This window comes from Lentzea sp. NPDC054927, from assembly GCF_053610285.1.
This window is the reverse complement of record NZ_JBSGXZ010000001.1, coordinates 180,521-201,004: the sequence shown is the minus strand read 5'-3', so window position 1 is coordinate 201,004 and position 20,484 is coordinate 180,521. Positions and strand designations below refer to the sequence as shown.

Genomic DNA, 20,484 nt, shown 5'->3' with positions numbered 1-20,484 from the left:
CTCACCTGGGTTGCTGTTGGCCTGGTTCCTGTTGGGTCGTGCAGTGGATGCCGCCACCACCCGACGCGATGCCGTCGATGTTGATCTGCACCACCGTACGGCCGGGGAACAGCCGTTCCAACGTCGACTTCGCCGCCGCGTCCGCACGAACGTCACCGAACTCCGGCCCGATCACCGCACCGTTGCACACGTAGAAGTTGACGTACCCGCCGGCGAAGTCGGGATCCGACACCCGCACGGCCGACGGCGCTTCGAGCACCTCGACCCGCAACGGCCGGCCGTCGGCGTCCGTCGCGGCCCGGAGAATCTCCAGGTGGCGGCGCGTCACATCGTGGTCGAACGACTCGGGATCGTTGTCCAGCCCCGCCACCACCACACCGGGACCGGCGAACCGGGCGTAGAAGTCCGTGTGCCCGTCGGTGATGTCCTTCCCGGCGATGCCCGGCAGCCAGATCACCTTCCGGATCCCGAGCAGCCGTCCCAGCTCCTGCTCGACATCGGACTTCCGCCAGCCCCGATTGCGGTTGCCGTTGAGCACGCAGCTCTCGGTGATGATCGCCGTGCCCTCGCCGTCGACCTCCAGCGCACCACCCTCGAGCACCAGATCCGTCCGCACCCGCTCCACGCCCGCGCGTCCGGCCACGAACCCGGCGACCTTCGCGTCCCGGCGATGCTCCTGCTTGCCGCCCCAGCCGTTGAAGTTGAAGTCCACCGCCGCACCGCGCACGAACACCGGCCCGGTGTCCCGCATCCACAGGTCGTCGAGCTCCGCGGGCACCAGCTCCACACCGGACCCGGTCAGCGACCGGGCCAGTTCCAGATCCTCGGCCCGCACCAGCATCGACACCGGCTCGAACCGGCCGATCGTGGTCGCGATCCTCGCCAGATCCCGCTGGACCTGCGGCGCGAGGTCACGGCCCCAGATCCGCTCGTCGGCCACGAACGCCATCCACGTCCGCGCGTGGGGCTCACCCTCCTCGGGCATCAGCCATGTCCTGCCACCGGTGTCGTCCGTGCAGCCGGCGAGCAGACCGCTCATGGCAGCTGCCGCCGACTGCACGAAGGTGCGCCTGTTCATGACGCCACAGTATTCCTGACTGAAATTTCAGTCAAATCGTTCGAGCTGGTCAGCCCGCTGGACTCACGCCGCAGCCGCGCCGGCGCCCGCCAACCGGACCAATCAGCAGCGCCTGCTCGAGTAGGCGCTCCAGCCGTCCTCACCGAGCGACACGACGCCGAGCGCGCGCGTGCACTGGTTGATCGTGCTCGTGGCGTTCGACCACACCTCGCGCTGGTCGAGGCGGCCGATCACCTTGCCGTGGTTCTTGCCGTCGTCGGTCGTGACCGCGACGGTGACGTGGAACTGGTCGTACTTCGCGGCCCAGTCCGCCCACACGAAGACGTAACCCCAGTTCTTGCCACAGCCCGCGAACTGCTTCACCGAGGCGGCGGTCTGGCCGCCGGGGAACTTCACATACGCGGTCGACCCGATCTGCTGGGCCGTCACGCAACCCGGCGGCGTCTCTGCCTGCGCGACACCCGGCGCGAGCAGGGTCGCCAAAGCCGCGGCGATGATCAGCAATGCCTTCTTCATGATCGGCACTCTGGCAGCGGGTGCTGACACCGCCCTGACACTCGCTCAGCGGCGTCTGGCCGTCGCGGTCCAGTGCGAGGGGCGGGTCAGCGTGGCCGGGAGCTTCGTCGCCGCGTTGCCGCGCGCGGCGTTGACCTGCGGTTGAGTGAGGAACAGGCAGGTGCTCAGGTCCGCGCCGGCGAGGTCCGCGCCGCGCAGGTCGGCACCGATCATGTCCGCCCGCGACAGATCGGAGTTGGTGAGGTCCGCACCGATCAGGTAGGCGCCGCGGAAGTCGGCGCTGCCGAGGTTCTTGTTCCGCAGCCGTGCGCCGATCAGGTCCGCGCCCCGGTACGACTTCGCGCTGGTCCGCAGCCGTTCGCTGGTGCGCAGCAGCAGGACGTTCACCTTCGCGCGGATCTCCGCGACGTCGAGCCCCAGGATGTCGTCCGGACCGGCGACCGTGTGCGCCTCTACCTCGATGTAGGCGGCGTCGAGGTCGTCGTGCGGGTCGAGCCGGCGGGCCTCGGCGAGATACCAGAGCAGTTCGTGCAGCTGCCGCACGACGGGGAAGACGTCGAACATCTTCTGCCGCTCGCCGGTGCGCCAGTCGTTGCCAGCGAACACCGTCTGCGACACGCGCTGACCCGCGCCGAAGCAGTCGTAGACCGTGCAGCCGGAATAGCCCTTCTGCCGCAACTGGTCGTGGATGCCGCACCGGTGATCGGCCAGCAGGTTGCGGCACGGCGTACCGGCGTCCTTGGTGGCCGCGAAATCCGCCGACTTCGCGAACGGCAGCGCGACGCAGCACAACCCGAAACAGTTGGCGCAGTCGCCCTTCAGCTCGTCCATCGCCGATCAGGATACGGACTGCCGCCGCCACTCCTTGAACTGCCCGCTGAACTCCTTGCGGCCGGTGAGCTCGACGTCGCGGCCGGGCTCCAAATCGATCTCGCCCATCTCCGTGATGTGGTCGTCCCCGACCTTCCAGATGCCCTTGACGCCGGCCGCGGCCGCCTTGTTGGCACGGTGGAGCATGTGGCCCGAGCGTTGCGACGAGATCTCCGCGACCACCGGTCTCCACGCGTCATGACCTTCGGGCAGCAGGTCGGAGCCGTAGGCGGTGTCCCGGATGATGTCCTCGGCCCCGCTGATCAGTTCGGCCAGCTTGCCGTCCACCTCGCGCAACGCCTCCGCCAACCCGGCGCCCACCATCAGCCTCGGCCGCAGGGCGTGCACACCGTTCGTCAGTCTCACCAACGGCAGGCAGTCCTTGGCGACCGCCGGCATGCCTTTTCGCTGGGTGACCTTGTACAGCGACATGGCGATGGGCACCGACGGCAACGCATCGAGCAGCGCGCCGAGGCTCGCCCGCAGCGCGGTGGCGTCGGCCGCCGGGTCGCTCAGCGACCGCGTGATCTCCGCGAGCCAGGCGCGCGAGACCGTGGCGTGGTCACCGAGAAACGACACCTTCTGCAGGATGATGAGCTGCGGTGGGTCACCGGGCTTGCCGTCGTGCTCGAACTCGTTCTCCCGCCAGTACTCCAGCCCCTTGGCCTTGGCGAAGTCCCGTTCGAACGTCTCCCGCCGATCGGTCTTGTCGTGGTCCTCGCCGACGATGTTGAACTTGCCCTCCGCGACGGCCCGTTGCACCGCCCGGTTTCCCGCGAGCGCCTGCAGCCCCAGCAACGCACGTCCGGGAAGATGAGCACCCACCGCAGACCTCCTGTACGCCGTTCAGTCCAATGGTGCTGAACCGTTCGGCCCCGGACAAGCCCTCTCGCACTAACGGCGCAACGCCCGCAACTCCGCCGCCGTCTCGTCGAGCTGCCGCTCCGCCCGTTCGGCTCGCGCCAGCAACTGCGCCCGCGCGTCCTCCACCGCGGCCAGGGTCTGCCGCACCGCCGCCACCTGCTCGGCACCTTCCTGCCTGACCTGCCCGAGCCGCGAGTCGAGCTCGCCGCGGGACCGTTCGAGCTCCGCACGGGCGTCCGCGGCGGCCTGCTCGGCTCGTTCCGCCCGCACCACGGCCTGGTCGCGGGCCTTCGCGGCGCGGCTGACGGTCTCGGCGGCTTCCTGACGTGCGGTTTCGATCCGGGCGGCGGCGTCCGTACGAGACTGCTCGACATGGGCTGCCGCCTCAGCACGGGCCTGGGCGGCGGCAGCGGTCTCGACGCGAGCCTGCTCAATCTCCTGCGCGGCCAGGGCCTGGGCCTGCTCGATCTCGTGTGCAGCCTCGACGCGCGCCTGTTCGATCTCCTTCGCCGCCTGCCGCCGTGCCTGCTCTGCGTGTTTCACCGCATCGGCCCGCGCCTGGTCCGCCGCCTCCACTGCCTGGCGCACCTTCTCGTCCGCCTCGGCCCGGATCTCCTCGATCACGGCCGCCGCCTGCACCCTGACCTCGACGATCTCCGCCTCAGCCCGCTCGCCGGCCACCCGCGCGGCCTCCAGGGCCTCGTCCCGCTCGGTGAACGCGGCGTCCACGGCCTCGTCCGCCTCCTCCGCGGACCGGACAGCCTGCTCGGTCGTCTCCTCGGCCGCCTTGCGCGCCTGTTCCGCGTCGTGCCGCCGCCGCTCCGCGGCCGCCAACTCCGACTGGGCCTCCGCGACCCGCCGCGCGGCTTCGGCCTCGGCGGCCTGGATCTGGCTTTCGGCGACACTCGGGTCCGCCATCGCGTTCAGCTCGCCGACCGCCCGCCCGAGGGTCTGCGTCATCTGCTCGGACAGCACCCGGAAGCGGTCGAGGAGCTCTTCGGCTCTGATCTTGGCGGTACCGGAGACCCTGCGGAGATTCGTCACGGTGACGACCTCCAGGTTTTGCTCGGGGGCCTCAGCCAGCCGCTGCCGCTCCCTCCACGCTCGCCAGCGCGTGTGCTCGGGCAGGTCGCAGTACTCCGAGGGCCTGCCGGGGCCGCCACCTCGAAAAACGGGGCGCTCGCAGCCGGGGAAGTTACAGCTCGTCTCCACGGCGATATCGTAGCAGAATTACGTGTGCAATAACGTTAACCAACGCAACGCTACCCAATTGGGCAGGAAAAATCTGACCCCCGATAAGTGAACGTTATCGGGGGTCAGGAATCGAGCAGATCCGACTGGGATGGACAGGTGTTGTCCTGTCTCGCTGTAGGTGATGCCGTTCGGAAGAACGTGATGCGAATCGTTCGCGATCGGCACCGCAGGCAGCCGGCGCTGTCCACGAGTCGGGACCCGCTGACAGCGCGACCAGCCACGAGCAGCAGATCCTCATCGATCCGGCCGGCAGACACCGCTGCGTCCCCGGCACCGTGACCACGCCGGGCACCCGGCGCCAAGCTCAGGTACGCCACCCCGGCCACAGCCCCTGGCCGCAGGGCCGAGCAGCCAGGGGTAGCGGTCGACGCCGCGGCAGCAGGCGAGAACCGGGTCGTCCGGTCAGGCCCGGTTCAGTTGCCACTGCTGGTTGGCCCCGCCGTTGGCGGCCCACTGCACGACCTGCGCCCCGTCGCTGGTCGCCGCCCCGTAGACGTCCGCCACCAGTCCGCTGTCGTGGCTAACGATGGTGTAGTAGCCGTCGCCGGTGGACCGCAGGTACCACATCTGGTTGGTGCCGCCGTTGGCCGTCCACTGCTGTAGTTGCAGCCCGGCGGTGCTGCTGCTGCCGTTGACGTCGAGCACCTTTCCACTCGCGACGTACCGGAGGGTGTAGGAGCCGTCAGGAGCCGTGGCGACGGTCCAGGTGCCGGTGCCACTCTGCTGGACCACCTTGGCACCGTCCGCGGTGGAGTTGCCCGCGACAGCGAGCGGCTTGCCGCTGTTGCGATTGACGATGCGGTAGTTGCCCGGTGCGGGTCCGCCTCCGGCTCCGCCGAGGTTGAAGTACTCCACCGCGTCGGTGAAGACGGGCTTGCCGGACTTCGTGGTCGACAGCTGCAGGTACACGCGGTTGCCGGTGGCCGGGGTGGTGAAGGACACCGGCTGGGTGACCCGCGAGCCGAGCGGGACGGTCAGGGTCGTGCTGCCGGACGCGACGGCCGCCCCGTCCGGCGCGTCGAGCCGCGCCGTCCAGGTGAAGCCCACCGAAGTGTCGGCGAAGTCGTCGTTGAAGATGGTGATGTTGCGGGTGACCGTGGCGTTCCGGGCGTAGCTGGGCACGGCCTGCGGCAGAGGGAAGGTGCCGTTCGCGTCCGAGGCGCCGGAGGCCGACCAGTAGGGGAGGTCGACCGCGGCCACCGGGTTGAACGCCGCCTGCACGCGCTGGAACTGCGGGTTGCTCCAGGGGTCCGGGAGGTTGTCCGCGCCGTAGACAGGGCGACCGCCCTCCTCCGGGACGAAGTCGGTGGTCCGCACTCCGGGCACGACGCTGGCCCAGGCGGACAGCAGCGTGTACGGACGCAGGTCGCTGGCGTTCTTGCCGCGCTTGGCCAGGGTTGCCGTGGCGAACCACTCGAAGCCCTGCTTGGTGTTGCATGCCGGCCAGATGTACTCGCCCTCGCCGTCGGGCCGCCCGTTCACGGTTTTCAGGCCCTCCCCGTACCTGCCGAAGCCGTCGACGTAGTGCGGGATCACCGCGAAGTTGGCGTAGGTCATCCCGGGATACCCGTTGAGATTCCCGTCGACGCCCACCTCGACGATGACCGGCCGGGTGCCATCGGCGCCGTTCATCGCCGCGTACAGGTCCTTCTCGAACTGTTCGGAGTCCTGGCCGCTCTGATTCGGCTCGTTGGCCTGACTCCAGCGGATGACAGCGGGGTGGTTGCGGTCGCGCAAGACCAGCGCACGGGCGTGGTTGACCATGTTGTCGTGCCCGGCGATCCAATCCTGCTTGCCGGAGGAGCCGCGAATCGCGGTCTCGCCGATGATCATCAGGCCCATCTCGTCGGCGACGTCCAACATGTACGGGCTCGCGGGCTCCTGGTGGATGCGCACCACGTTGAAGTTCAGCCGCTGGTAGTTGTCCACCGCCTGCGGCCAGCCGCCGTTGCCGGGCGACGGGGGCAGGAAGCCGGGCAGGGTGTCGTAGGCGTCGCCCTTGCCGCCGTTGTTGACCCGGTCGTAGTCGGCACCCTGGAGGTTGTCGCCACGGAAGTTCACGCGCACGCCGTTGAGGTAGTAGTAGTCACCGTTCTGGGTGGCCTCCCGGAACCCGAACCGGTACGTGGCGTCGCTGGTGTGCCCGTCATCGGCGACGGTATGCACCGCCAGCCGGTGCAGCTGCGCCCGGTACCCCGACCGGTACGGCACGTTGGGCCACCAGTACGAGGTGCTGTCGAGGTTCCACGCGACCGGCCCGACGGTCACGGTCACGGTCGAGTGGGCCGCCACGGTGACCGTACGGCTGGGCAGTTCCGGGTAGCTGAAAGCCGTTCCGTTGTTGGACGACAGCGACCCGGTCAACGTCACCGACCGGGAACTGCCCGACGTGTTGCGCACCGACACGTCGTAGCTCAACGTCTTGTTCGCCACCGACGTACGCACGAATGTGTCGCTGACGTACACCGCCGGGTACACCCGCAGGAACGCGGACCGGAAGATCCCCTGCGGTATCGCCTCGGACCAGTCGGCGGCGTCGGGCACCAGGTACCGGCCGTTGGATGCCTTCAACGCGCCGCGGCCCTTCACGGCGACGCTGATCGTGTGGGTGCTACCGGGGGCCGCGTAGGCGCTGATGTCGAAATTCGACGGCGTGAACGCCGTGGTCTGCGTCGCCACCACCCGGCCGTCGACCGACAGCGTCGCCTGGTGGTTGACCGCCCCGAACTCGATCCACGTCGACTGCGGCTGACCCGAGTCAGGCACAGTGATGTTGCGCGAGTACACCGCCTCGTTCACGTCGGTGAAGCCCTGCTTGTACCAGCCGCCGCCGGGCACGGTGATCGAGGTCGCCCCTCGACCCGCCGGCGTGAAACTCCACGTCCCGGCCAGGTCGACCGAGGCGATGGCGGCGGCGTCGGCAGCTGCGGCCGCAGAGGCTGGCTGTGTTGCGACGGCCCGCTGTCCTGCGGCGGCGGGTTGTACCGTGCCGATGGTCGCGAGGAGTGTGGCGCCGGCCAGCACTGCGTGGGCGAAGCGCTGGGATAGCGTGCGACGGCTGTTCTGACGCATCAAGAAACCCCTTAGGATTCTGGGAGCGCTCCCAGAAACCGACCGTAACGGAGCCCTTACGGGTTGGAAATCGGCCGACCGTTGCAACCAGTGCCAGCTGCGGGGGGAGACACATTGGGCATCGACTTCAACTACGAGTTCTACGTGCACCGGCGCGACGCCCGCCGCTTCCTGACCGCGGTCGCGGAGCTCTGCGACCCGCAAGAATCACGGTGGACGAGCGTGGTCCTGCCCGACGGCACGTCGGTGAGGTTGCCAGGCACCCATGGCTTCACCAGCGGCAAGACGGTGGAGTTGGCCCTCGCCGACCCGTCGGAAAAGAACTTCGACCTGTCCCTCTGCTTTCCGGTGGACGAGCCGCTGCGGGCTTACCGCGATGAGGAGACAGGTGCGGACCGCACCTGGCCGGACGCCGGTAGCCGAGTCATGGTGGGCTACATCTATCTCAGCATGAGCGATACCTTCGCGATCCTGCCGGATCACTGGAGGTTCGGGTTCATACCGGCAGTCAACTCGCAGAGCAAGCTGTTCCTGATGTCACCGTCCATCCGGGAAACCTTCGCGACGCTGGCACTGTCGACTGGTGCGTCGCTGTGCCTGCTCGACAGTGAGCTGGGCGGCCCCCAGATCATCGTGACGGCGCTGGGTCATCGTGTCTCCACCCGAGTCCCCGGACCGTGCCTGCTGTGGAATCCCCGCGGGCACACCTCTGAGGCGTTCGAGGAGTTGTCGTCCTGGCTGGCCGGACGGCCCCTGGACCGGCCGAAGTGGATCATCGGGCCGGAGCATCCGCAGTTCCCGGCCGTCGTCGACAGCCTCGCCGGCTACTCGCGGGTGGCGCCGCACCTCTGGGTCGGCCCGTGAGTGATCAGCCCAGGCGGCGTGACACCGGGAAGTCGAAGTAGGTGTCCGGGAACGGCTCGTCGTTCAGCGTGAAGTGCCACCACTCCTCTGGCAGGTTGCGGAACCCCTCCCGTCCCATCGCGGACTTCAGCAGCTGCCGGTTCTCCCGCGCCTGGCCCGTGACCCGCGGGTCGTCGGTGTGCGACAGGGTGTCGAAGCAGTCGTAGCCGGTGGCCATGTCCACGGTGTTGTCCGGGAACCGGCGGGGCGCGGCGCAGTCGACCAGCCGCTCCCCCGGCACGTACGGCCGCTGGTATCGCGCAGGCAGCTTCACGATGGTCAGGTCGAGCGTGGATCCGCGGCTGTGCCCGGACTTCTCCGCGATGTAGCCGTCCTCGAACAGCCGCGTCTTGTCGACCCGCGGGTAGAACTCGGGCTTCATCCGCTGGTCGGCGAGGTCGCGGGCCCACCGCACGAAGTGGTCGACCGCGCGTTGCGGCCGGTAGCAGTCGTAGACCTTGAGCGTGTAGCCCTGCGCGAGCATTTCGCGCTGGACCTTGCGCAACGCGAGGGCCGCGGGCCTGGTCAGGATGCACAGCGGCTGCCGGTAGCCATCGACGCGGGTGCCGACGAAGTTGTGCGCGGTGTAGTAGCGGATGTCGTGCAGGATCGTCGGGGCGACGTCCTTGAGCACGACGAAACCGTTGGTGGCGTTGGCGGGCATGGCGAACGACAGGGTCAGCAGCACGGAGAGCAGCAGGGCGCGCATGGAGCTCATCCAAGCAGCGCGGGCACTCGGAGTTGAAGAGCCGAGACCGGTCAACGGAACAGCTCAGCGGGTGTCGCCGACCGTCCGCAGGGTGGCGAGCACCAACGCCCGTGTGACGGTGACGATCTCGCTCACCCGGACCTGTTCCTGCGGGCTGTGGGCGAGCCGGACGTCGCCGGGCCCGTACTGCAGCGTCGGGATGCCCGCCCCGGCGTAGAGCCGCAGGTCGCTGCCGTACGGAGCGCCGCGCTCGGCAGGCCGCGCGCCGCCGGTGACATCGGCGTGCCCGACACCGACGAGTTGAGCGAGCGGATGTCCCACCGGGAGTCGCCCGCTCGCGAACTGGCCGCCCGGCCACGTCACGGTGGCGGGGTGCGAGCGCAGCCACGGGTCCGCCGCGCAGGCTTCGGCCACGCAGTCCTCCAGTTCGGCGCGTGCGCGGGCGGGGTCCTCGCCGAGCTGGACGCCCAGTCGTCCTTCGGCCACGAGGAGGTCGGGCACGGTGCTGGCCCAGTCGCCGGCCTGCACGGTGCCGACGGACAGCGGGTACGGGACGGGGTAGTCCGCCATGAGCGGGTCGGCGCCGGCGTTGCGGCGGGCTTCGAGCCGGGCGAGCGCGTGGTGAACGGGCAGGTAGGCGTCGATGGCGCTGACGCCCGCGTACCGGGTGCTGCCGTGCGTGGCCTTGCCGGGCACCTCGATCCGGAACGTGAGAGCGCCGGCGTTCGCGATCATCAACGCGCCGCTGGTCGGTTCGGTGATGATGCAGGCGTCACCGGTGTGCCCGCGGGCGAGGGTGCCGAACGCGCCGAGCCCGCCGTCCTCCTCGCTGACCACGAAATGCGCCGACACCTGACCGCGCAACGGCGCACCAGCCGTGCGGATCGCCGCCAGCGCGGCGAGGATCGCGACCACGCCAGCCTTCATGTCGCACGCGCCGCGGCCGTGGACCACGTCCCCGGCGACCCGCGGGCGGAACGGATCTCCCTCCCACCGCGCCAGATCGCCGGGAGGCACCACGTCGACGTGTCCCTGCAGAACCAGCGTCGGCCCGTCACCTAGCTGCCGAGTGCCGCCGACCAGCCCCCACGCCTCCGTGCGCGGCGCTTCACCGCCGGGGAACTCGGGATGCGCCCGCAGGCCCGGCAGATCCATCGACCACAGGTCGACGTCGAGGTCCAGGCGTTCCAGTTGCCCGGCCAGGACGTGCTGCAGCTCGGACTCCGCGGCGCTGCCCGTCACGCTCGGCACCTCGATGAGCTCCAGCAGAAGCCGCCCGATCGCCGCCTCGTCCACCGCGTCCAGCGCGGCCGCTTCCCCATCGCTCATCGTCACAAGGCGGAGACTAGGTTCGGCCAGGTACTGCAAACAATTGTCATCTGCGGCGCGCTGGGCAGGGTTTTTTGCAAATCAGAGCACCTGCTGGCGGTTTTTTGCGTCACACCGCATCCTCGCGGACATGGACAGCATCGACGAAGCGGTCATCCAGTGCGTGCTGCGCAACGCCCGCGCCACCTACACCGAGATCGGCAAGGCGGCCGGATTGTCGGCGTCCGCGGCCAAGAGACGGCTGGACCGGCTGGTGTCGAGCGGCGCGATCCGCGGGTTCACCGCGATCGTGGACCCGCAGGCGCTGGCCTGGCACACCGAGGCGTTCGTGGAGGTCTACTGCGCCGGCAACCCCACCCCGGCCGACCTGCGCCGGGCGCTCGACGACATCCCCGAGGTCGTCGAGGCCTGCACGGTCTCGGGCGCCGCCGACGCGATGATCTACCTGCTCGCCCGCGACATCCCGCATCTGGAACAGGCCATCCAGCGCGTGCGGGCGACCGCGCCGGTCGAGCGGACGGAGAGCGCGATCGTGCTCTCCCGCCTGCTCAGCCGGCCCCGCCTGTGATCACCCGGCGCACCAGGCGCGGGCGCACGAGGTCAGCCGACCGGCCACGCCCGCAGCAGCGAATCGAGCGCGTCGAGCGTGCGGCTCCACGACGCTTCGACCCCGCGCGGGTGGCTGTGGAACGCACCGGCGCGTTCCAACGAGACGTAGCCGTGGAACGTGCTGTGCAGGAACCTCACGGCGTCGGTCTGGTCGGGTTCCCACAGGTCGTAGCCGCGCAGGATCGCGCGGGTCATCTCGGAATGCTTGCCGGCGGCCGACGTCGCGGCGGTGTCCGGGTCCAGCGCCATCTGCGTCGCCGCGTACCGGCCGGGGTGCTCGCGGGCGTAGGTGCGGTAGGCGTTGGCGAACGCCACCAGCGCGTCCTTGCCCGAACGGCCCGCCAGAGCGTCGGACACCTGGTCGGCCAGTTCGGCGAGTGACAGGACGGCGAGGCGGACGCGCAGGTCGTGGGCGTTGCGGATGTGCGAGTAGAGCGAGGCGTCCTTCACGCCGAAGTGCCGGGCCAGCGCGGACACCGTCACGTTCTCGAAGCCGACCTCGTCGGCCAGCTCCGCCGCCGCCTGGGCCAGGCGGTCCGCGGTGAGTCCCGCGCGTGCCATGCGCCACCCTTCCTAGGGTCCTTAATGATTTGCCTAGGACCTCTAGGCAAGCCTAGCGTCCCTGGTCATGAAGCCGCTGACGGAACACGACATCCGCGCGTCCTTCGTCAATTCCACCAAGGGCGAGGCGAAGCGCATGCACCTACCCAAGGACCTCGGGGATCGGCGGTGGGACGACCTCGACTTCCTGGGCTGGACCGACCCCGCCGCACCGGATCGTTCGTATCTGGTGATCGACGTCGAGGGACGGCTCGCCGGGATCGCGCTGCGGCGGGCCACGCAGGCCGGGCGCGCGCGAAAGACGATGTGCTCGTGGTGCCTGACCACGCATTCCGGGGACGGGGTGTCGCTGATGACCGCGCGCAAGGCGGGCAAGTCCGGTCAGCTGGGCAACTCGGTCGGCGTCTACGTGTGCGCTGACCTGCAGTGTTCGCTGTACCTGCGCGGGAAGAAGAGCGCGGGACCCGGCTCGCGTTTCCACGAGTCGATCACGCTGGAGGAACAGGCCGCGAGGATCGTCACCGGGGTGGTGGCGTTCCTCGGGCGGGTGGAGTCGTGATCAGGCAGGGAATCGGATCAGAGTTCGAGCACGAGCTCCGCTGTGCACGCACGTGCGCACGGCCACGGGTCGCCGCACTCGGTGCATCCGGTCGTCGCGGGCAGGTGCGTGTCGAGCACGTGCACCGCTTTGGTCCGGTAGCGCTCCAGGTCGGACTCCCAGTTGTGGCGGGAGCCGGCGGTCGCACTGGTCATTTTTCATCAGTCCTCGGGTTGAGATGTAGAACACAGCATGCACCCGGGACAGCTGAATTGGGCGGCAATTTCGCGATTCCCGACGATGGGCGGGTCGTGGCGGCACGCCCCACGCCACCCGCGTGTCCATCGGCGGCCGAACGACATTCGGGTGCAATCGGCGAATCATGGCCGGATCGCGCGGCATCATGAGCACATGGACATCCCAGCGTCGGTGGCCGCGGCCGCACGCGGCGACCAGGCCGCGTGGGACTCGCTGGTCAGACAGTTCAACGGTCTGCTGTGGTCGATCGCCCGCGCCTACCGCCTCGGCGACGCGGACGCGGCCGACGCCGTCCAGTGCACCTGGATCAAGCTGGTCGAGCACCTGGACCGCATCACCGACCCGGAACGCCTCGCCGGCTGGCTCGCCACCACCGCCCGGCACGAGTGCCTGCAGCTCCTGCGCCGCGCGGGCCGTCTGCCGGAACCGGCGGAGGAGATCGCCGACTCCCCCGACCCGGCCCCCGAGGTCGACCACGAACTGCTCGTCGGCGAACGCAACGCCGCGCTGTGGCGGGTCTTCGAGGAGCTTCCGGACCGCTGTCGGCGGTTGCTGCGCGTGCTGATGGCCTCGCCGCCGCCTGCTTATGCCGACGTCGCCCTCGCGCTGGACATGCCGGTCGGCAGCATCGGGCCGATCCGCCAGCGCTGCCTCGGCCGGTTGAAAGCACTGGTCAGGGGCAACGAGCTGCTGGAGGGACGGTCATGAACGACGACGACTTCCTCGACCTGCTGCGCACCGCGGCCGACGAGTTCGACCCGGTCCCGGCGGGCGTGATGCGCGACGCGAGCGCCGCGCTGGCGTTACGTGCTCTCGACGCCGAACTCGCCGCGCTGGTCGAGTCCGAGGCGTTGGTGCGCGGTGACGGGCCGCTGGCGCTCGCCTTCGAGTCCGAGCGGGTCACGGTCAACCTGGAGATCGACGACGACGTCGTCCGCGGGCTGGTCACCGGCGCCGAGGGCGAGGCGGTGGTGGAGACGCCGCGCTCACGCCGTGCGGTACCGATCGCCGACGGCCGGTTCACCGCCACCGAGATCCCGCCAGGAATGGTCAGGATCCGGGTGACGGCGGTCGACGGCACCCCCGTCGTCACCCAGTGGACCCACGGCTGACCAGCAGCGGCTCGAGATCCGCCCGCAGGTGGCCGAGGGCGCTGCGGTAAAGCTGCGGGCCGACCGACACGCGGGCGACGCCCGCGGCACGGAGATCGTCCAGCGATCCGCCCTTGAGCGGCAGTCCCGCGTTCACCGGAGCACCCACCTCGGCGACGAGCACGCGGAGGTCCTGCGGCTCGGCCGCCGGCACGAACACGCAGTCGGCGCCCGCCGACCAGTACGCTGCGGCCCTGCCGACGGCGTCGGTCAGTCGCTGGTCTCCGCTGTGCGGCGAGGCGGGGAAGTAGGAGTCGACGCGGGCGTTGATGACCAGCGGCACCCCGATCCGGTCCGCGGCCGCCCGCATCTGCGCGATGTAGGCGGCGCGCACGTCAACCTCGACCAGGCCGCCGTTCGCGTGGTCGGTGTCCTCGATGTTGCAGCCCACGGCACCGATGCCGACGAGCAACTCGACCAGCTCACCCGCGGCCAGCCCGTACCCGGCTTCGGCGTCGACCGTGACCGGCACGTCGACCGACGCCGCGATTCGCTCGGCGACGAACATCATCTCGTCGCGCGGAGCACCCTCTCCATCGTCGTAGCCCAGCGCCGCGGCGATCGCGTTGCTCGCGGTCGCGATCACCGGAAACCCCGCCTCGACGACGGCGCGGGCGCTGCCGACGTCCCAGACGTTCGGCAGCACGAGCGGGTCACCGGGGACGTGCAGCGAACGCAGTAGATCGGCCTTCGCGGCCTGGTCCGACATCGTGCTCTCCTGTTCCTCGGTCGTGGTCACCACGGGTCGGGCAGACCCTTCCCGGTGGTGATCAGGCTGTGCAGGCTGCCGTTGACGTAGTGCAGCCAGGCCGTGGAGCACGCGCCGTAGCACTCGACGTCCGGCACCAGGCCGACGTGCGTGAACCGCAGTTCGGTGCCTCCGGCGGCGGGGACGATGTCGAACACGATCTCGCTGCCCGTCCATTCACCCGGCTCCGAGACGAAGGACAGCCGGCTGTCGACGACCCGCCAGACCACGCGACGGCCCGGCTCGAGCTCGGTCACGCGCTGACGGCTGTAGTGCTGCGGAGGATGCCGGTAGGTGAACTCGGCGCCCACCTCGCCGGCACGCCCCTCGACCTCGCCCGTCCACCACGCGCGGACGTCCAGGACGGCGGAGAAGACCTCGTCCGGTGACTGCTCGACCGTGTACGAGGTGGAGTAGCCGCGCTCGGTGCGCGGCGCTTGCGTCGTCATGAGTGATCCGGTCCTGTCTTTCGATCCGCTGTGCCGCGCTGGATCCGTTCGGCGATGCGCTTGATCCGCTGCAGCCGGGCGTCCCAGGTCGAGCCGACGGCGGAGAGCTGGGCGACCGCACGGGCGAGCTGTGCCTCGTCCACCTCGTAGCGGCGCTCGCGGCCGGCGGGCTGCGCGCGCACCAGCCCGACGCGGTCCAGCACCCCGAGGTGCTTGGCGACCGCCTGCCGCGTGACGGGCAGCTGCTCGCTGAGCGTGGTCGCCGTGCCGCCCCCGTCGCTCAGCAGCAGGTCGAGCATCCGCCGGCGGGTCGGGTCGCCGACCGCGGACCAGAGGTCGTCGTCGATCACGGTGCTCACGGCCGCGCGACCAGACTGTTGGCCAGAGCGACGAGACGCGGCAGGAAGTGCTCCCAGCCCCGGACGTGATCGGCGTAGGCCTGCTCCAGCACGGCCGCCTCCCAGCCGCGCTCGCGGAACCCGGACTCCTTGAACCGCAGCAACGTGCCGTCGCCGGACGGAACGAGGTCGATGGTGACGAGCAGCGAGTTGCCCGGCGCGGCGGACTCACCCTGGTCGTAGATCCAGCGGAACGCGAACCGGCGGGGCGGGTCCGCCTCGACGACGGTGAGCTGCTCGACCTTCGCCTCCGGCGAGGCCGGGTCACCGAAGACGATCCGGCCGGCACTACCGGGCACAGGTTCGAACTCGGCCTCGTCGGGCCACCACTCGCGCATGTGCTCGGGCGAGCTCACGACCTCGTAGACCACCTCGGGGGTGGCGTCGATGTGCAGTTCGCGTTCGATGCTTCCGTACTCCACGGGCTCCTCCTCGGCTCAAGTGCAACCATCGGTTGCGCTTCAACCTAACGGGCACACCCCGCAAGCGCAACCTTTAGTTGCGCGACCTGAACGGCGTGTATTTGCGCGCCGAGGCCGCCCTCTCCCCTGGTACGAGGGGAAACAGAGGGGGAACACCGCCATGGTCTGCTACATCCTGCCCGCCCATCTGCTGATCGAGCTCGCGGAATCCGGCAGCGTCGACATCCGCGACACCATCCCGACATTGCTCGCCTCGGCCACCTTGCGCTCCCAGCGCGACACGCTCACCGAGGCCATCCAGTTCCTCGACCTCAACGCGGCCCAGTTGCGTGGCCCGGCCGGCGAGTTCAAGGCCGTCCACGACGTCCAGGGCGGCGACGAACGCACCCTGCCCGGCGTCCTGTGCCGCAAGGAAGGCGACGGCGCCTCGAACGACGCCGCCGTCAACGACGCGTTCGACAACGCCGACATGACCTACGACTTCTACCGCGACGTCCTCGGCCGCCACAGCGTCGACGGCAACGGCCTCAAGCTCGTGTCGTCGGTGCACTTCGGCCGCGGCTTCGACAACGCCTTCTGGGACGGCACGCAGATGGTCTACGGCGACGGCAGCGGCAAGGTCTTCCAGCCCGGCGCGCTCGCCCGCGACATCTCCGTGGTGGGACACGAGATCACGCACGGCGTCGTGCAGTACACGGCAGGCCTGCGCTACCGGAAGCAGTCCGGCGCGCTGAACGAGTCCATGGCCGACGTCTTCGGCTCACTGGTCAAACAACACGCGCTCGGCCACACCGCCGACCAGGCCGACTGGCTCATCGGCGCCGGCATCCTCGGCACCCAACTGCAGGGCGTCGCGCTGCGGTCGATGAAGAACCCCGGCACGGCCCACCAGCTCGACCGCCAGCCCGGCCACATGCGCTCCTACGTCGACCTGCCCGACGACGGCAACCCGCGCAACGACAACGGCGGCGTGCACATCAACTCCGGCATCCCCAACAAGGCCTTCCACCTCGTCGCGACCCGGCTGGGCGGCAACGCCTGGGACAAGGCCGGCAAGGTCTGGTACGACGCGCTCGCCACCAAGCTCCGCGTCAACTCGAACTTCGCCGAGGCAGCCGCCGCGACCGTGGCCTCGGCTCAGGCGCTGTTCGGGTCCGAGGTGGCGAACGTCGTGCGCGCCTCCTGGAACGAAGTCGGCGTCAGCTAGCGGGTCAGACGTCGCCGACTTCGGCGTGGATCGTGTCGTGGGTGACCGGCTGACCGCAGTGGTGGCAGACGAGGTCGACCCTGACCGGCTGGCCGCAGGAGTGCCGGCGGATGAGGACGGGGCTGTCCACCGCCCACCTGTCGCCCCACTGGGTGAGGGCGAGCATCACCGGGAACAGCTCCCGGCCTGCCTCGGTGAGGTGGTACTCGTGGCGCGGCGGATGCTCGCTGTAGGGCCGGCGCTCGACGACCCCGGCAGCCTCCAGCTTGCGCAGCCGGTCGGCGAGGATGTCGCGGGACGCGCCGGTGTAGCCGGCGATGCGGGCGAAGCGGTGCACGCCGTAGCCGATCTCCCGGAGTGCCAGCAGCGACCACCGCTCGCCGAGCACGTCCAGAGCCGCCGCGAGTGAGCACGGACGGACCCCCAGGGGCAGGTCCGCCATGCGGACGCCGGGCCGTGGTTCGGGATCGGTCACCATCCCAGCCTAACCCAGAGCGTGTTGTGTTTTCCAACTCACTCGCCTACCGTGGCGGCAAGTCGGTTGGAAAACACAACACACTGGCCACGAGGTGCGGACGACCATGTCGATGATCACCAACACCGGATCCGGGATCAGCGTCCCCGGCACGAGCAGCCACTTCCTCGAACCGACGGGGCCGGGCAGGCAGGGCCGGCTGCGCTACCTCACCGGTGGCAGCGGCGCGCCCCTGGTCCTGCTGCACACCGTGCGCACCCAGGCCGAGCACTTCCGCCACCTCATCCCGCTGGTGCAGCAGCGCTACACCGTGTACGCGCTGGACTTGCCGGGAATGGGTCACTCGCAGATCGTGCCCGGCGCGTCCTACGACGAACCCGCCATGCGCGCCGCCGTCACCCGGCTCATCACCCAACTCGATCTGCACGACGTGACCCTGCTCGGCGAGTCGATGGGAGCCGTGCTCGCCCTCACCGCGGCGGCCGACCTCCCCGCCCGCGTCCGGCGCGTCGTGGCGGTGAACGCCTACGACTACGCCGGTGGAATCGCCAGGTCCAGCCTCCTGGCCAGGCTGATCGTCACCGGTGTGACCGCGCCGGGGGTGGGCCTGCTGCTCGCCCGGCTGGAACCCGAACCCGTCATGCGCGCCATCCTCACCAGCGGCCTCGGCGACCCCGCCGCACTGCGCCAGGACTACCTGGACGAACTCCTCGCCGTCGGCCGCCACCACGGCTACCCGGCCGTCGCCCGCGCCGTGTACCGCAACCTGCCCAGCCTCGTCGCGGCCCGCGGCCGCTACCCCGAGGTCACCGCGCCGATCCACCTCGTCTACGGGGAGAAGGACTGGTCCCGGCCCTCGGATCGGCAGGCCAACAGGCAACTGCTGCCCGGCGCCGAGTTCACCCAGATCCCGGACGCCGGCCACTTCATCGCCCTGGAACGACCGGACGTGCCGGCCGGCCTGCTGGACGCGGTCGCATGACCGCCAAGCTTCCGGCGAAGCTCGCCGCGCACCCGTCGGTGCGGGCCGTGCTCGCCAGGCAGGCGGTGAGCCCGCCTGAGGTGATCGACGCGGCCTGGTTGCGCGACCTGTGCCTCTCGGCGGGTGCGGACGACGCCGCCGTGGTCAGCCTGGACCACGCCGACCTGGCCGGCGAGCGCGAGCACGTGCTGGGCGCGTTGCCCGGCACCCGCTCCCTGATCGCGATGGTGTTCCGGATGAACCGCGACAACTGCCGCTCGCCGGCTCGCAGCGTCGCGAACCAGGAGTTCCACCAGACCGACGAGCACGCCAACCACGCCGCCCGCAGCGTCACCCAGGCCTTGCAGGACGCCGGCTACCGCGCGCTCAACCCGTCGGTCGGCTTCCCCCAGGAGATGGACCGCTATCCCGGACGGATCTGGGTAGTCGCCCACAAGACGGTCGCGGTGGCCGCCGGACTCGGCGTCATGGGCCTGCACCGCAACGTCATCCACCCGAAGTTCGGCAGCTTCGTGCTCCTGGCCACCGTGCTGGTCGACGCGGAGGTGAGCGACTACGGCCAGGCGCTGGACTACAACCCGTGCATCGACTGCAAGTTGTGCGTCGCCGCCTGCCCGATCGGCGCCATCCGCAAGGATGGCGGCTTCGACGCGCTGGGCTGTGCGACGCACAACTACCGCGAGTTCATGAGCGGGTTCACCGACTGGGTGCAGACCGTGGCCGACAGCGAGGACGCCGCCGACTACCGCTCCAGGGTCACCGACTCCGAAAGCGCCTCCATGTGGCAGAGCCTCGCCTCCCCGCCCGGCTACAAGTCCGGCTACTGCCTGGCCGTCTGCCCCGCCGGCGAGGACGTCCTCGGCCCGTACCTCGACGATCGCAAGACCTTCATGGACACGGTGTTGCGACCGCTCCAGGAAAAGACGGAGACCCTCTACGTCCTGCCGGGCTCACCCGCGCAGGCACACGCCCAACGCCGCTTCCCCCACAAACCCACCAAGGAGGTCACCGGCGGCTGGCAGCCTCCGGCGCCTCGGCCGTGACCAGACGCAGCAAGCGGGTCCACTGGTGGGCCGTGAGCGGGAGTTCGACGGACGGGGACTTGCTGTCCCGGACGCCGACGCCACGACCCACTTCCACGCAGTTGCCGTCGCTACCGCTGTAGCTACTCTTCCGCCACCTGGTCATGCTGGAACTCCTCACCGATGATGTCGGTGATCAGCTTCCTCGTTTGCGGCTCGTCCAACGCCGTCCGAGCGAGTGACTTCACCACGGTGTCGTAGAGGTCGACAGAAGGCTGATCTTCGAGAAACACGTTAGCCCCCTCGCTCTCCAGGTAGACGATCGGCGGGATCTTCTCGAACGTCAGCCGATCGAAGTCCCCCGCCAGCCCGGCGTGCGGACCGAACGCTGTGGGAATCACGCGAATCGTGAGGTACGGCCGGACGGACAAGCGCAGCAGGTGATGCAGCTGCTCAGCCATGACGTGCTCGTTTCCCACCGGAAGCCGCAACGCCTGTTCGTGCATGAAGATCGTGACGGTCCGATAGCCGTCGAGAACAGCCTTCTGACGGGCGATCCGGTTGCTGATGACAGCGGGGCACTCTTCGGAGGACAACTTCGTCGAGGCGTTGACGACATACGGGATGTAGGCGGGTGACTGCAGCAGGCCGTGCGCTACGTTCATCGACCACCCAGTGATGTCCGAGGCGATCTTCTCGTGTTCGCGCAGTGTGCGCGCTCGGTCCGTCACGCCGGATTTGGTGGGCTGCAACCAGTCCCTGATGTGGGCGTCGTGGTGCAGGGCCATGAGGTGGTCGAACTCGTCTGGCGGCGTGCGCAGCAATCCCAGCAGCTTGGCCAGCTCGACGTCACTCACGCCTTCCTTGCCGTTGACCAGCTCCGAGACTTTGGCTTCCTGCCACCCCAGCAAGTCGGCGGCGGCGCGGTTGGTCAGGCCGGCCGCCCGCAGCAGCGCCCGCATCGCGTCGCCGAACTCGCGGCCGCGCACCGTTGATCTCCGCAAAGGCATGCAGGGAAAGGTAGAACCGCCCGTCCGTTTGGCTCCACCCATTCGCCGCAGATCAACCT

At 69.6% G+C, this 20,484-nt stretch carries 25 protein-coding genes; 8 read left to right on the top strand and 17 right to left on the bottom strand.

The window, feature by feature from the left end:
* Position 1 precedes the first annotated feature (1 nt).
* From ACWGE0_RS00985 to ACWGE0_RS00960, 6 genes are all read right to left on the bottom strand, one after another.
* Positions 2-1,078: an agmatine deiminase family protein gene (locus tag ACWGE0_RS00985; protein WP_452258820.1), complete on the bottom strand. Its 1,077-nt coding sequence runs from the start codon at positions 1,076-1,078 to the stop codon at positions 2-4.
* 102 nt (positions 1,079-1,180) lie between these two features.
* Positions 1,181-1,594, bottom strand: a complete 414-nt coding sequence (locus tag ACWGE0_RS00980; protein WP_452258819.1) for a hypothetical protein — start codon at positions 1,592-1,594, stop codon at positions 1,181-1,183.
* 45 nt (positions 1,595-1,639) lie between these two features.
* Complete coding sequence (locus ACWGE0_RS00975; RefSeq protein WP_452258818.1) at positions 1,640-2,425, bottom strand: pentapeptide repeat-containing protein; 786 nt, start codon at positions 2,423-2,425, stop codon at positions 1,640-1,642.
* A gap of 6 nt (positions 2,426-2,431) precedes the next feature.
* Positions 2,432-3,289 (bottom strand): hypothetical protein, encoded by an 858-nt coding sequence (locus ACWGE0_RS00970; RefSeq protein WP_452258817.1) that lies wholly within the window; start codon positions 3,287-3,289, stop codon positions 2,432-2,434.
* 69 nt (positions 3,290-3,358) lie between these two features.
* A complete protein-coding gene (locus ACWGE0_RS00965; RefSeq protein WP_452258816.1) occupies positions 3,359-4,540 on the bottom strand; it encodes a hypothetical protein in 1,182 nt (393 codons plus the stop codon).
* Between the two features lie 444 nt (positions 4,541-4,984).
* A complete protein-coding gene (locus ACWGE0_RS00960; RefSeq protein WP_452258815.1) occupies positions 4,985-7,654 on the bottom strand; it encodes an RICIN domain-containing protein in 2,670 nt (889 codons plus the stop codon).
* Positions 7,655-7,768: 114 nt separating this feature from the next.
* On the opposite strand from ACWGE0_RS00960, the gene ACWGE0_RS00955 reads away from it, so the two are divergent.
* Entirely contained in the window at positions 7,769-8,518 is a 750-nt protein-coding gene (locus ACWGE0_RS00955) for a hypothetical protein (RefSeq protein ID WP_452258814.1), read from the top strand.
* A 4-nt stretch (positions 8,519-8,522) separates the two neighbouring features.
* Here ACWGE0_RS00955 and ACWGE0_RS00950 read toward each other — a convergent pair whose 3' ends face one another.
* Both ACWGE0_RS00950 and ACWGE0_RS00945 read right to left on the bottom strand, forming a co-directional pair.
* Positions 8,523-9,266, bottom strand: coding sequence for a M15 family metallopeptidase (locus ACWGE0_RS00950; RefSeq protein ID WP_452258813.1), 744 nt, complete (start codon positions 9,264-9,266; stop codon positions 8,523-8,525).
* A gap of 63 nt (positions 9,267-9,329) precedes the next feature.
* Positions 9,330-10,595: an ArgE/DapE family deacylase gene (locus tag ACWGE0_RS00945; RefSeq protein WP_452258812.1), complete on the bottom strand. Its 1,266-nt coding sequence runs from the start codon at positions 10,593-10,595 to the stop codon at positions 9,330-9,332.
* Between the two features lie 130 nt (positions 10,596-10,725).
* Here ACWGE0_RS00945 and ACWGE0_RS00940 point away from each other — a divergent pair, with 130 nt between their 5' ends.
* On the top strand, positions 10,726-11,163 hold the full coding sequence (locus ACWGE0_RS00940) for an Lrp/AsnC family transcriptional regulator (RefSeq protein ID WP_452258811.1): 438 nt from the start codon (positions 10,726-10,728) through the stop codon (positions 11,161-11,163).
* 32 nt (positions 11,164-11,195) lie between these two features.
* Here ACWGE0_RS00940 and ACWGE0_RS00935 read toward each other — a convergent pair whose 3' ends face one another.
* Positions 11,196-11,765, bottom strand: a complete 570-nt coding sequence (locus tag ACWGE0_RS00935) for a TetR/AcrR family transcriptional regulator (RefSeq protein WP_452258810.1) — start codon at positions 11,763-11,765, stop codon at positions 11,196-11,198.
* Positions 11,766-11,832: 67 nt separating this feature from the next.
* Here ACWGE0_RS00935 and ACWGE0_RS00930 point away from each other — a divergent pair, with 67 nt between their 5' ends.
* Entirely contained in the window at positions 11,833-12,324 is a 492-nt protein-coding gene (locus ACWGE0_RS00930) for an FBP domain-containing protein (protein ID WP_452258809.1), read from the top strand.
* A gap of 17 nt (positions 12,325-12,341) precedes the next feature.
* On the opposite strand, the gene ACWGE0_RS00925 is transcribed toward ACWGE0_RS00930, so the two are convergent.
* Positions 12,342-12,518: a hypothetical protein gene (locus ACWGE0_RS00925; protein ID WP_452258808.1), complete on the bottom strand. Its 177-nt coding sequence runs from the start codon at positions 12,516-12,518 to the stop codon at positions 12,342-12,344.
* Between the two features lie 196 nt (positions 12,519-12,714).
* Here ACWGE0_RS00925 and ACWGE0_RS00920 point away from each other — a divergent pair, with 196 nt between their 5' ends.
* Together ACWGE0_RS00920 and ACWGE0_RS00915 are read left to right on the top strand one after the other, a co-directional pair.
* Positions 12,715-13,269 (top strand): sigma-70 family RNA polymerase sigma factor, encoded by a 555-nt coding sequence (locus ACWGE0_RS00920; protein WP_452258807.1) that lies wholly within the window; start codon positions 12,715-12,717, stop codon positions 13,267-13,269.
* Entirely contained in the window at positions 13,266-13,673 is a 408-nt protein-coding gene (locus ACWGE0_RS00915) for a hypothetical protein (RefSeq protein ID WP_452258806.1), read from the top strand. Before ACWGE0_RS00920 ends, ACWGE0_RS00915 begins: the two co-directional genes overlap by 4 nt.
* On the opposite strand, the gene ACWGE0_RS00910 is transcribed toward ACWGE0_RS00915, so the two are convergent.
* From ACWGE0_RS00910 to ACWGE0_RS00895, 4 genes are read right to left on the bottom strand one after another with little or no spacing between them, the layout of a single operon-like run.
* Entirely contained in the window at positions 13,651-14,421 is a 771-nt protein-coding gene (locus tag ACWGE0_RS00910) for an isocitrate lyase/PEP mutase family protein (RefSeq protein WP_452259319.1), read from the bottom strand. The genes ACWGE0_RS00915 and ACWGE0_RS00910 overlap by 23 nt on opposite strands.
* Before the next feature lie 26 nt (positions 14,422-14,447).
* Complete coding sequence (locus ACWGE0_RS00905; protein ID WP_452258805.1) at positions 14,448-14,909, bottom strand: SRPBCC family protein; 462 nt, start codon at positions 14,907-14,909, stop codon at positions 14,448-14,450.
* On the bottom strand, positions 14,906-15,268 hold the full coding sequence (locus tag ACWGE0_RS00900; protein WP_452258804.1) for an ArsR/SmtB family transcription factor: 363 nt from the start codon (positions 15,266-15,268) through the stop codon (positions 14,906-14,908). The genes ACWGE0_RS00905 and ACWGE0_RS00900 overlap by 4 nt, the downstream gene beginning before the upstream one ends.
* Positions 15,265-15,729, bottom strand: coding sequence for an SRPBCC family protein (locus ACWGE0_RS00895; protein ID WP_452258803.1), 465 nt, complete (start codon positions 15,727-15,729; stop codon positions 15,265-15,267). Before ACWGE0_RS00895 ends, ACWGE0_RS00900 begins: the two co-directional genes overlap by 4 nt.
* Positions 15,730-15,889: 160 nt before the next feature.
* Between ACWGE0_RS00895 and ACWGE0_RS00890 the strand changes: the two genes are divergently transcribed.
* Entirely contained in the window at positions 15,890-16,936 is a 1,047-nt protein-coding gene (locus ACWGE0_RS00890; RefSeq protein WP_452258802.1) for a M4 family metallopeptidase, read from the top strand.
* A 4-nt stretch (positions 16,937-16,940) separates the two neighbouring features.
* Here the strand turns inward: ACWGE0_RS00890 and ACWGE0_RS00885 are convergent, their stop codons facing one another.
* On the bottom strand, positions 16,941-17,411 hold the full coding sequence (locus tag ACWGE0_RS00885) for a winged helix-turn-helix transcriptional regulator (RefSeq protein WP_452258801.1): 471 nt from the start codon (positions 17,409-17,411) through the stop codon (positions 16,941-16,943).
* 106 nt (positions 17,412-17,517) lie between these two features.
* Here ACWGE0_RS00885 and ACWGE0_RS00880 point away from each other — a divergent pair, with 106 nt between their 5' ends.
* Together ACWGE0_RS00880 and ACWGE0_RS00875 are read left to right on the top strand one after the other, a co-directional pair.
* On the top strand, positions 17,518-18,393 hold the full coding sequence (locus ACWGE0_RS00880; protein ID WP_452258800.1) for an alpha/beta fold hydrolase: 876 nt from the start codon (positions 17,518-17,520) through the stop codon (positions 18,391-18,393).
* Positions 18,390-19,436 (top strand): 4Fe-4S binding protein, encoded by a 1,047-nt coding sequence (locus ACWGE0_RS00875; RefSeq protein WP_452258799.1) that lies wholly within the window; start codon positions 18,390-18,392, stop codon positions 19,434-19,436. The genes ACWGE0_RS00880 and ACWGE0_RS00875 overlap by 4 nt, the downstream gene beginning before the upstream one ends.
* Here ACWGE0_RS00875 and ACWGE0_RS00870 read toward each other — a convergent pair.
* Positions 19,399-19,581 (bottom strand): DUF397 domain-containing protein, encoded by a 183-nt coding sequence (locus ACWGE0_RS00870; protein ID WP_452258798.1) that lies wholly within the window; start codon positions 19,579-19,581, stop codon positions 19,399-19,401. The genes ACWGE0_RS00875 and ACWGE0_RS00870 overlap by 38 nt on opposite strands.
* A complete protein-coding gene (locus ACWGE0_RS00865; protein ID WP_452258797.1) occupies positions 19,559-20,425 on the bottom strand; it encodes a helix-turn-helix domain-containing protein in 867 nt (288 codons plus the stop codon). The genes ACWGE0_RS00870 and ACWGE0_RS00865 overlap by 23 nt, the downstream gene beginning before the upstream one ends.
* Positions 20,426-20,484: the final 59 nt, after the last annotated feature.